The sequence below is a fragment of the Candidatus Hydrogenedentota bacterium genome, from assembly GCA_018005585.1.
Classification (GTDB): domain Bacteria; phylum Hydrogenedentota; class Hydrogenedentia; order Hydrogenedentales; family JAGMZX01; genus JAGMZX01.
Genome location: JAGMZX010000063.1, coordinates 1 through 10,856, shown reverse-complemented (window position 1 = coordinate 10,856; position 10,856 = coordinate 1). Strand labels below are relative to the sequence as shown.

At 63.7% G+C, this 10,856-nt stretch carries 8 protein-coding genes; 2 read left to right on the top strand and 6 right to left on the bottom strand.

Annotation, left to right across the window (positions count from 1 at the left end; all coding sequences use genetic code 11):
• Positions 1 to 231: 231 nt before the first annotated feature.
• Positions 232 to 1,725, bottom strand: a complete 1,494-nt coding sequence (locus KA184_12205; GenBank protein ID MBP8130332.1) for a L,D-transpeptidase family protein — start codon at positions 1,723 to 1,725, stop codon at positions 232 to 234.
• Positions 1,726 to 1,836: 111 nt separating this feature from the next.
• On the opposite strand from KA184_12205, the gene KA184_12200 reads away from it, so the two are divergent.
• Positions 1,837 to 3,078, top strand: a complete 1,242-nt coding sequence (locus KA184_12200) for a pyridoxal-phosphate dependent enzyme (GenBank protein ID MBP8130331.1) — start codon at positions 1,837 to 1,839, stop codon at positions 3,076 to 3,078.
• A gap of 113 nt (positions 3,079 to 3,191) precedes the next feature.
• On the opposite strand, the gene KA184_12195 is transcribed toward KA184_12200, so the two are convergent.
• The 4 genes from KA184_12195 to KA184_12180 all read right to left on the bottom strand — a co-directional run bounded on the left by KA184_12195 (position 3,192) and on the right by KA184_12180 (position 8,508).
• On the bottom strand, positions 3,192 to 3,428 hold the full coding sequence (locus KA184_12195; protein ID MBP8130330.1) for a hypothetical protein: 237 nt from the start codon (positions 3,426 to 3,428) through the stop codon (positions 3,192 to 3,194).
• Positions 3,429 to 3,734: 306 nt separating this feature from the next.
• The gene (locus KA184_12190) at positions 3,735 to 5,489 is read right to left on the bottom strand and encodes a sulfatase (GenBank protein MBP8130329.1); all 1,755 of its coding nucleotides are present in this window, start codon (positions 5,487 to 5,489) and stop codon (positions 3,735 to 3,737) included.
• 583 nt (positions 5,490 to 6,072) lie between these two features.
• Positions 6,073 to 7,452 carry a sigma-54-dependent Fis family transcriptional regulator gene (locus tag KA184_12185; protein ID MBP8130328.1) on the bottom strand — a complete coding sequence of 460 codons (1,380 nt, stop codon included), beginning with the start codon at positions 7,450 to 7,452 and terminating at the stop codon, positions 6,073 to 6,075.
• Positions 7,453 to 8,508, bottom strand: coding sequence for a hypothetical protein (locus KA184_12180; GenBank protein MBP8130327.1), 1,056 nt, complete (start codon positions 8,506 to 8,508; stop codon positions 7,453 to 7,455).
• A 235-nt stretch (positions 8,509 to 8,743) separates the two neighbouring features.
• On the opposite strand from KA184_12180, the gene KA184_12175 reads away from it, so the two are divergent.
• Entirely contained in the window at positions 8,744 to 9,979 is a 1,236-nt protein-coding gene (locus KA184_12175; GenBank protein MBP8130326.1) for an acetyl-CoA acetyltransferase, read from the top strand.
• A 7-nt stretch (positions 9,980 to 9,986) separates the two neighbouring features.
• Here KA184_12175 and KA184_12170 read toward each other — a convergent pair whose 3' ends face one another.
• Positions 9,987 to 10,628: a YbjN domain-containing protein gene (locus KA184_12170; GenBank protein ID MBP8130325.1), complete on the bottom strand. Its 642-nt coding sequence runs from the start codon at positions 10,626 to 10,628 to the stop codon at positions 9,987 to 9,989.
• Positions 10,629 to 10,856 lie beyond the last annotated feature (228 nt).

Genomic DNA, 10,856 nt, shown 5'->3' with positions numbered 1-10,856 from the left:
GCACATGCTTGATGATCAGGCCATGCGGCACTTCTTCCCCCGGCCGGCCAATGTGCCAGACATCGTGGGTGACGAACCGGTGGCCGCGTTCCGCCGCGGCGGCCATGCGCTGCAAATACTGAAGCATACGGCAATGCTACCGGGGCGCATCGGATAGAGACAAGTCGCACACCCCGCGGCGCGTGTCCGTCACTGCCTCCCGGGGCGGCATGCGCCGTTTCCAGCCCCGGGTTATTCGATCAACACGGGCGCGCCAACGTCGCAGATGCGAAAGAGCTTCGCGGCGTCGTCGGGAAACATGCGGATGCAGCCCCGGCTCGCGTCCTGGCCGACCGACGCGGTCTCCGCCGTGGGATGGATGCCGTAGCTCGTGGCGCCGCCGGCGTCGCCTAGCCCCATCCAGTACGCCCCAAGCGGATTCGCGGGGTCGCCCGCCTTGACCACTTCGCCCCGATTGTACCAGTCCGGATGGGCAATCTTGTTCGCGATGTAGAAGCGCCCCGAAGGCGTCGACCCGTCTTGACCCAGGCCCACGGGGAACCGCGCGACCGGCACGCCGTCGCGGAACACCGCCAACGTATGGTCCCGCTTGCTCACCGCAATCGACAAGGCGGGTTGGAACGGCGCAACCCCCCGGATCGCTTCAATAGCGAAGGCATCGCGCATCGGCGGGGGCAACGCATCCGGCGATCCGCCCGCGGACAGCGTATCGCGCAAAGCGCCCGCCTTTTCGCGCCAGACCGGGTCGACCGTTTGCGGCGCGGCCAGCATGTCGGCCAGCAGACCCGCCGCCGCGGCGGCATTGCCCGCGGCGGCGAGCTCATATGCTTCTGCATAGCGCGAGACAAACGCTTCAACAGGCAACCCCGGCCGTTCCGGCGGCACGGCAAGCGCCGCGAACACGCCCGAACCGGCGCTGTCCGCCGGTTCCGAATCGAACGGGGGCACATGCGCGCCAGGCAAGGGCGTGAACGCGCCGGTTTCCGTGAAGGCATGCGCGTGTTGCGCCGATTCCGGAGGTTCGCCGGCCGGCGGTTGCCAATCCGATGCCACGTTCGAACCGGCTGACGCCTCGGGCGGCACTTCGGCGGCGTTATCTGACGCATCGGGCTTCCAGGCCGCCATGGTTGCCGTGTTTCTCGCCCCATCGCGAAGCCGGTAGCCCAGGAACGCAAGCAGCAGCGCCAGACACAACAGCAGCGCCAAGGCGCGCTTCCGGCGGCGCCGCGGTTGCGCCGGAGCGGCGTCCGGGATATCGGCGCGGCAGCGCAAATGCTCAACAACCGCAACCGGGAAAGGCCCCCCGGCTGGTTGGCGCAGCAGGGCGTCCTCGATACTTGCGATCATGGCCCGCGCGTGGTCCGGATGCATGATTGGCGGGGTGTCCCCGGCCTGCAATGCGCGCGCGGGCACAATCAGGCGCACGCCGACCGCATACGCGCCCCCGGACATCGCATTCACATAGGCGACGCGCCCCCGGACAAGGATGACGCCTTTTGCACCGTTGGCGCCGCCGATTTCAATCTCGATCGAGGCGCCTGTCTGCTCACGCACGCGGCTGCGCAGGCACACCCCCGTCAGGCTGACGTTTTCAACCACCGCACGGATCAACACACCGGGCCGGTCCATGCGCGCATAGACGGCGGACCTGCGCGTTGCTGCGCGCCCGTGCCGCCGCCGCTCCTGGAGAACCGCTCCGAGACTGGCAGCAGTTGCGTGATTCATTGCCGTTACGCCCTGCCTTCAAGTGCTCTATGGCAGTATACCACGCGCGCGCATGCGGCGCGGACGCATGGCGGATAGTTTCACCTGCGCGGGCTGTGCCAGAATGCGGGCATGTCTGCCCAGACACCCGATTTCGACCTGGTCTGTCACGGCTGCGGCGCGGATGCGGCTCTGGACGCCGCCCTCCGTTGCCCGCAGTGCGGCGAGCCGCGCAGTATCCGCGCGCGCGCCAATCCCGGCCCGGCGGTGATGTCCCAGCCGCCGGCTTCCATGTGGCACTACGCCGCCTTGCTGCCCGTCGCGCCCGAAGACGCCGTCACGCTCGGCGAGGGCGCCACGCCGCTCGTGGACGCGCCCCGCTTGGCCCGCCGGTTCGGATTCTCGGAATTGCGGTTCAAGAACGAGATGTCCAACCCCACGGGATCGTTCAAGGACCGCCAGATTGCCGTGGCGGTGAGTCACGCAAAAGCGTGTTGTGCGCGGACGGTGGCTGCCGTGTCCTCCGGCAACGTGGCGGCGGCCACGGCCGCGTATGCGGCGCGCGCGGGGCTGCGCGCCGTGCTCTTCATGCATGCTCACGCGGGTGCGGGCAAAATCGCGCAGGCGGCGGCCCCGGGCGCCACGGTCGTGCGCGTCGATTCGTCATCCCCGAGCCGGGTGTTCCGGCTCTGCCTGGAGGCTTGCGCACGCTGGGGCTGGCGGCACGTGTCCACGGCGGGCATGCACGAGCCTTTCAATGTCGAAGGCGCCAAGACCATCGCGTACGAACTGTACCAGCAGTACGGAGGCCGCTTGCCCGGCTGGATAGTCGCGCCGGTCGGGGGCGGTGGACTGCTGGGCGGCATCTGGCGCGGCCTGCTCGACCTGCGTCGTATGGGGCTTATCACGGACCTTCCGCGACTGGCCGGCGTGCAAGCCTCGGGTTGTGCGCCGCTCGTATACGCGTTCGAGCAGGGTCAGTCATTCCTCGAGACGCTGCGCCGGCCCTGGCCCGACCCGCACACGATCGCAGGCGGCATCGCGGACGACATCCTCTTCGATGGGCACACGGTCCTGCCTGCGTTGCGCACGACAAACGGAATCGCACTGGCCGTGGAAGACGACGCTATTGTTGAGGGTCGCGCGCAGTTCGCCCGCGCGGAGGGGTTGCTCTGTGAATTAACCAGCGCGGTGGTCATAGCCGCGCTTCCACAACTGGCTGGAACCGCGCGCGACGCCCGTGTCTGCGCGGTTCTTACCGGCAGCGGGGTCAAGGAACTGGGGGCGTTGGCGGCACAGGGGCCCCACCCGCCGCTGGTTCCCCCCACAATAGACGCGCTCGAAGCCGTGTTGCCCGCACAGGTCCTGCAATAGCGCCCGTGAAACGTCCTCCGGCGCTCGGAGCTTCGTCAGAAAAGGCGAAGCGCAGGGTTGGACCGCCTCTTGAGGCCAACCCTGCGCGATTGGGCCACACTTCCCGCGCGGGACTAAACCCGCGCCTGGCCGCCATGCCGGTCATAACTGCGCGCGAACGCATGGAAACGTGGTCCGCCGCTGATGGGAGCGTCGGGATGATGGAGCACGACATGGCGGGTCACGTCGATTTCGTACCGCAGTGCGCCGAGCGCGTTCAAGAGCGCTCCCTGGTCTTCCGCATCCGCCTTCAGCGTGCTCACCAAGTTCCTCGCCGCCACAAACAACCTGATCTTCTGATTCTCACTCATGGTTTCTTCCTCCCCGCTGTATACCGGGTCACTGTATGGCTCCGGCCTCCACGCGCGGGCTCCGCGGGGGGTCCGCGCTATCCCTTGCTGAGTCCTTGCCATCGTTACTGAACCTCCACTCTTCCAGGGCCCCGGACCATATCTGATAGAGGAAGTCGGTGGAGCACGGAAATTGCTTTCACAGGCGAGCGCGGCAATCCGCCTCACGCAGGGCTTGGGGGAGTAGGACAGGACCTGAGGCTTCGCGTGCGGAATGGGCGCGTCAGCGCCGCGGAAAAATGCGAGGTGCGCTGAACGGGGACAACATCAGAAATAGCCCAATGCGTGAAGCTGCTCCTGCCGTTCAAACAACTGCTCCGCCGTATTCGCGGGTACCGCGGCGCCCACGGGCTCGAGCATTAACCTGCCGAGCGCGAAAGCGCGTCGTGGCGAACAGGGAGACAAAGACAATCGAAGCATGCCGTCCTTCACCTCCTCTTCGCCCAGATACGCGGTCAGATCTCTGGGGCTGACCGTGACCCTTCTGTAATCACGCTCTTCCTGCATCTTAACCTGGAACAAGCGGACGGGAACGGGCCACAGAGGGTTCGGATCGAAGCTTGATTTGATCTTCACCCGATATGTTCCATTGGGCACAGGAAGACAAACGTCAAGCGCGGGAGCTTCAGAGCCGCTTGGCCCCACAAGGATCTCTCCATCGCTCAAGGACAACCACTTGTCCTCCGGTGATTGCTGGTGCTCGCTGTAAGTCTCCCACGGCTGGAAAGCGACGGCGTTCGCAGATTGAATGAAGGACGAGGCCAATTTCATGGTAAACGCGTGCATGGGCGATACTTCCGGAAGGGTATTGAACGCATGCCATCCTGGCATGAGCTGTTCAATGACCTGTTCTCTCATGGCGGCAGCCTTATCCGGAAGCTGGTCGGTACACTCCACCAGATGCTGGATGCTGAACGGCGCCTCGTATAATACGCCGCTGCCTGACGCCGGGCTGTACACGTAAGCATACTCGTCATCACGGACCACGAACTGGGGAGCTCCCGCGGAGGGAAGGTGCTTTGCCAAGGCATACCCGCGCGAGGAGACAGCCGGTTCCGCGCGCCCGAGCAGAACCGGACTCCGGTCCGCTCCGTCGAAACGGGCGGTCGTTCGCAGGTGCAGCAACCCCGTCAAAGTCGGCGCGATATCTACATTCTCCGTCAGGTGGGTAATACGAATGCCGCGCCGCACCTGCGGCCCGCGCATGATCAGCGGCACATGCATGACTTCCTCACAGACTACCGCGTGCCCGACGGTCTTCCCGTCTTCGCCCAGGGTTTCCCCGTGGTCGGAGCCAATGATCAAGACCGTGTCTTCCATCAAAGTTCGGGCACGAAGGCTGTTCAGAATCTCGCCCACCTTGCTGTCGCCGGAAAGAATGCCGCCGTCATACAAGGCTTGCAGTAACTGTCGGTCCTGTACGCTGAGCGGGTCATCGGACGGCAGCGGCAAGCCGCCATCGACGACCAACTCGCTGACATAGCCGGGCTCAACCCACTTGTCGCATGGGGCTTCCAGCCTGTGAGGAAAGTGCGTATCCATCAAATGAATGTAGAGAAAGAAGGGTCGGGCGTCCTGCGCATCCAGGAAGTCTTCTATACCTTGCCGCAGCATGCTCCACGTGTATTCATTGGCGGCTTCATCAAATGCGTTCCACAGTCTGCAGAAGGGCGAGAACATTACGTGCTCAGTGCCCAGGAAAGTGCGGTAGCCATTTTCTGACAGTATCGAGGGCAGCAGGCTTTCATGTTGCGGCGCCACGCGTGTCTGGTCTCGCCAGTTCCCTGAATCGAGACAATAGGCCGGGAAATACCTTCCTGTCATGTAGGAGGGCACGGCGGGAAAGGTCCAGAAATCCTGCGCATAATGACGCTCAAAGACCGCTCCCTCCGCGGCTATGGCGTCTATATTCGGCGAGGTCTCACGCTCGTAACCGTAACAGGAGAGATTCTGTGCCCGGCAGGCGTCAAGTACAATCCAGACCACGTTCGGCCTGGCTGGTTCGACAGATGGCTTGCCCATGTCCGGCGTGAACTCGCAGGGCTGTTGCGTCCGCGCCGCAGACACCGTACGTTCGATTGCGATTGCCCGAAACACGGAAACCGGCATGAATACGAACCCCAGGAGACACATGCCCAATAGGAAGCGTATCCGTCGCCTGTGCACCAGCCCATACGCCTTCTGGCGGCGGGGTCTGGCGTGCGCAACGGCAAGCGCCTGTCGCGCATCTCGTGTGGTGTTGTTGCTCATAGATCTGGTCGCGAAGGACTTGATTTCGGTTTGCTGTTTTTGCTGTGGGCTGGCAAATCGAAAGAGGCTTAAGCAAGAACCGCGCCACCGCGCCATATTGTGGGATCACGTTGATGAAGGTCGCATAAATGCTTGTTCTACAAAATCTTACAGATGCGTGGGCAGGGGGAGGGAGGCAAATGGTTACCATGGTGCATGGTGAGGCAAAATGTCCCGGAGAGGCGTAATGACCGGGCGATAGCGTGCTCGGCAGAAGCGTCCTGTGATAGAAGGGCCCCGAAATGTCTTGGGACCCCGTCAACCTATGCGGGGATGGCAGCCCGGCCCGGGCCCGGAATAGTCAGGGGCGGCGTGCTTACTCTTCCTCGCCCCTGATTACGCTGAAACGGTAGCTCTGCAACTTGCGGTGCAGGGTTCGGCGGTTGATACCGAGCACATGTGCGGCCTGGGTTCGATTCCCCCCGAGGGCCTTAAGAACGTGCAGGATGTAGCGGCGCTCGACTTCTTCCATGGGCACGAGTTCATCGGGGTTCGACCCCTCGAGCACGATTCGAGACGGTCTGTAGGTCCGAATCCGCTCCGGCAGGTCTTCCACGGCGATCTTCTCGTAGGGCGAAAGGGCGACCGCCTGTTCGACGGCATTGCGCAGTTCCCGCACGTTTCCGGGCCAGTTGTAGATCATCATTCGTTCCGCGGCCGGAGTTGAGACGCCCATCACTGGCTTGCCGCTGATTTGCCGGAAATGGTCTACGAAAGACTGCGCGAGCAGGAGGATATCCGTCTGGCGCGCGCGAAGGGGGGGCACGGCAATATTGATTACGTTGATCCGGTAGTAGAGGTCTTCGCGGAAGAGGCCCTCTTCCACGGCCGATTCCAGGTCCCGGTTGGTGAGGGCAATTACTCTCACATCAAAGGGCACTTCTCTGTCGGAGCCGATGGGCCGGACCGTGCGCTCCTCGAGGACCCGCAGGATCTTGGGTTGAAGCGGCAGTGGGAACTCCGCGATCTCGTCCAGCAACAGGGTGCCCCCGTTCGCCTGGAGGATGAGGCCCTTGCGTTCCTCTTTCGCGTCCGTGAACGCGCCGCGGGCATGGCCGAACAACTCACTTTCCAGCAGCGGTGCGGGCAGCCCGGCGCAATTCACGGCCACGAACGGCCCAGCGGCCCGCCGACTGTTCGCATGGAGGGCCCGCGCCACCAGTTCCTTCCCGGAGCCGCTCTCGCCCGTAATGAGCGCGGAGGAATCGGAGTCCGCGACTTTGCGCATCCGTTCATACAACTCGCGCATCGGCGCGCTGTTCCCAATGAGATTCCCGAAATGCTGGAGGACCTGTACGATTTCGTCGAGCTTCCTGACTGTGGCACGAAGCGCGTGATAATCGACCGCGCGCTGCAAGGCGATGGCCAGCAGGTCCATCTTGACGGGTTTGGTCACGAAGTCGTATGCCCCGGCGCGAATAGCGCCCACCGCAGCCTGCAAGTTCCCAAAAGCCGTCAGGATAATTACCGGCAAATCAGGCCATTCGGTCTTGACGCTGTCGCAAAGGCCCAGTCCGTCCATGACGGGCATGCGCAAGTCGGTCAGCACCGCGGCAAAGGACTCCGTCTTCAGATTTGCGAGCGCGGCGGCCGCGGAGGTATGCCATCGCACCTCGAATCCCCTGCGGCTCATATCTTCCGCAATCAACTCGCACATGGCTTGGTCGTCATCGACCACCAAGATTCGTTCGTGCATCTAACGCTCCAATGGCAGATAGACCGTAAACCGGCTGCCAACCCCTTTTTCGCTGTGCGCGTCAATCCAACCGCCGTGATTGCTGATAATCTCACGAGCAATGGAGAGTCCCAGCCCCGTTCCTTGGTCACGGCCCTTGGTGGTGAAGAAGGGTTCGAACAGGGATTTTAGGTTCCTCTCGTCTATGCCTTCACCCTGGTCCACGACGGAAACACTGGCCCACTCCCGCGTCGCGCCGCCCGGCCCGCCGGACACGTCCGCTGCGCCCTGCCGGACATCCACCGTCACATGGCCCCCATTCGGCATCGCCTGAACCGCATTCATCACCAGGTTCGCAAGCACTTCCTGAATCTGCGTCACATCGACGCATACGGGAACGGAGCCGGCTGGCATGGACGCCTGCAGGGCAATCCCCTGTTTTTCCGCGAGCGGGCGCAGCAATTCTGTCGAGCCATCGACCACATCGCGAAGATCAACCGGCGCCAAATCCGTGGTGCGGGACCGGGAGAAATCCAGCAGTTGCTGGACAATCCTGGCTATCCGTTCCGTCTGTTCCTGTATGATCGCCGCGTTTCTTCGAACCCCATCGCCGGCCGATGCGTCCGCTAGAATAAATTGAATGCGTCCGTCTATCACGTTTAGGGGCGTGCCCAGCCCGTGGGCGAGTCCCGCCGCTATGCTTCCCACCGTTTTCAGGTGTTCCGCCCGCCGCAATTCCTGCGCGCTCGCCAACAACGCCTCTTTATAGGCCCGGTTCCGGCGCGAGGCAAAGGCTGTAATCCAGATGGCGGCAAACGCCATGACGCGGTTGACAACCGCTATACGGACGCTGACACCGGGCGGCGAGAACCAGAAGCCGAGCGGTGTAAGCACGGAGCAAACGGCCGCGGCGGCGAGCGGAAGCCACAAGGGGCCGCTGCGCGCACTGAGCACGATGGGCGCGAGGTAGATAATCCAGTCCGAAACTCCAACGGGCGTGTTGATGTCAAACAGGAACCCGGCAGCCATCAGCGCCGTTACCGCGGCCAGCAACCTTGGTTCAATCTTGGTGTGCATACAGCGGGTATCGTATACGTTCATTGCCATCATGGCAACACGATGAGGATTATGCGCGCGTTCACGGCGTTCATGACGCACAGGGCCCGTTGACACGTGTTCCAGGCTTATCCCCCGTTCGGACACGCCAGCCGCCTTCGTCATGGCCGGCAGCCATCGGAAGGAATAGTTGGCGCGGTCCCGCGGGGCCGCTATAATCTGCAGTCTCCGGCGCGCCAGGAGAGGAGTCCGGCTTGTGAGCAGACGGCCCGTATTCGTGTTGGGCGGTTTTCAGACCGATTTCGAGGTGCCCTATGCGCGCAGCGGCAAGGGTATCGTTGACCTGTTCAAGGAAGCCGTATCCGGCGCGCTCGCGAACACGCGCGTCGAGGCGCACGAGATCGAGGCGGCGCACGTCGGAAACTTCATCGGCGAGCACACGTGCTACCAGGCGCATCTGAACGCGCTGTTTCTCGAAACCAACCCGGTCTTTTCCGGGTTGCCCACCATGCGCCACGAGGCCGCGTGCGCATCGGGCGGCGTGGCGCTGCTGGCGGCGATGGCCGACATAGAGTCAGAGCGCTACGACTGCGTCTGCGTGTTGGGCGTCGAGATGGAGCGCAACCTGCCCACGAAAGAGACGGCGGCGCACCTGGGGCTCGCGGCATGGTTCGACCGCGAGTGCCGGGGCGTGACCTTTCCCTGGCCGCGGCTGTTCAGCCGGCTCGCGGACGAGTACGACCGGCGCTATGGCCTCAAGCGCGAGCACTTGTCGCATCTGGCGCGCAACGCCTTCTCGAACGCGCGGCGCAACCCGAACGCGCAGACGCGTCACTGGACGCTCACCGACAGGAGCTTCGGCGAAGACGACGAACACAATCCCGTGATCGAGGGGCGTATCCGCAGACAGGATTGCAGCCAGGTCACCGACGGGGCCGCCGCCGTATTGCTGTCGTCGGACCGGTTCGCGCGCCGCCACGCGCAACTGCACGGCCTGCGCTTGGACGACATGGCCCGGGTCAAGGGCTGGGGACACCGCACAGCGCGGCTCGCCTTTGACGATAAGATAGCCGAGAGCGCCGGCAGCCCCTATGTGTTTCCACACGTGCGCGGCACGATAGAGGACGCATTCCGCCGCACGGGCATCCCGGGCGCTCACGCGCTGGATTTTATCGAGACGCATGACTGCTTCACGCCGACGGCCTACATGGCCATCGACCATTTCGGGATTACCGCGCCGGGCGAGAACGGAAAGGCGATCGAGGAGGGCGTCCTCGATTTCGGCGGGCCCTTGCCGCTCAACCCAAGCGGCGGCCTCATCGGCGTGGGGCACCCCGTTGGCGCGAGCGGCGTGCGGATGTTCCTCGACCTCTACAAGCAGGTCACCGGCAACGCGGGCGAATACCAGGTGCCGGGCGCGCGCACGGGCGCCATGTTCAACATGGGCGGCAGCGCCACGACCAACGTGTGCTTCGTCCTCGGCCGCGGCTGAATCGCCGTCAGGAAGCCGCGGGCTGCCCCTCGACCTGCTGAATCGCCGCTTCGGGCGTCGCCTCGCCGGCCAGGACGCGCTTCAGCCCCGGCAGATACCAGTCGCATGTCGACACGTTCTTATAGAGATAGGCCTTGATTTGCGCGGCGCTCAGCGTGCTGCCTTCGACGTCCAGGGACGTGCGGAAACGCACCTCGCCGTCGGCGAAGTCCAGCTCGAAGCAGCCCATCGGCAGGCCGAAATTGGCGCGGTGCAAGAACTCGCCCGCCGCGGCGCGCTGTTCCGCGGGCACTTTCTCCGTGAGCACGGAATAGAAAAGCGTCTGGTGAGCGTCTTCTTTGGTGTGTATGAGCACCATCCACTCGCCATTATCCCCCTTGAACGCCATGCGCAATACCGTACGCCCTTCGACTTGCTCAAAGTACCAGTTGTCGTCCGCGAGGAATTTCTTGACGGCGTCAAGCAAGGGCGCAGGCGCGGCCGCCTCGGGCGCGGGCTGAGCCGCCGCCGCGGCGTCCTGCAACGCCGTTTCGGCTTCCACTTCGGGAAGCGGCGCCGGCGCGGCCTCCTGCGCCAACGACCGGACGGTCGCTGCGAACAGGATCAAGCACACGAGACACAGGGTCTGCCAAGGAAGAGTCTTGCGCATGAGTTGTCTCCATTCGAGGGAACAGGCCCTCCGGGGGCCGGGACGAGATTTTAGCACAGGAATCTGCTCCGCTCTAGTTGCGCCGTTCTGCCTTTGATTCCGGCCGTATCCGGTTGCTATACTACCGCTCTTGTTCCCTGGTCAACGCAAGGCGCGCAGGGCGCCTTTTCCGCATGACGTTACCGCTTGAGAGGAGGTGGAAAGCAGGTGACCAAGGTTCGCGTAAAG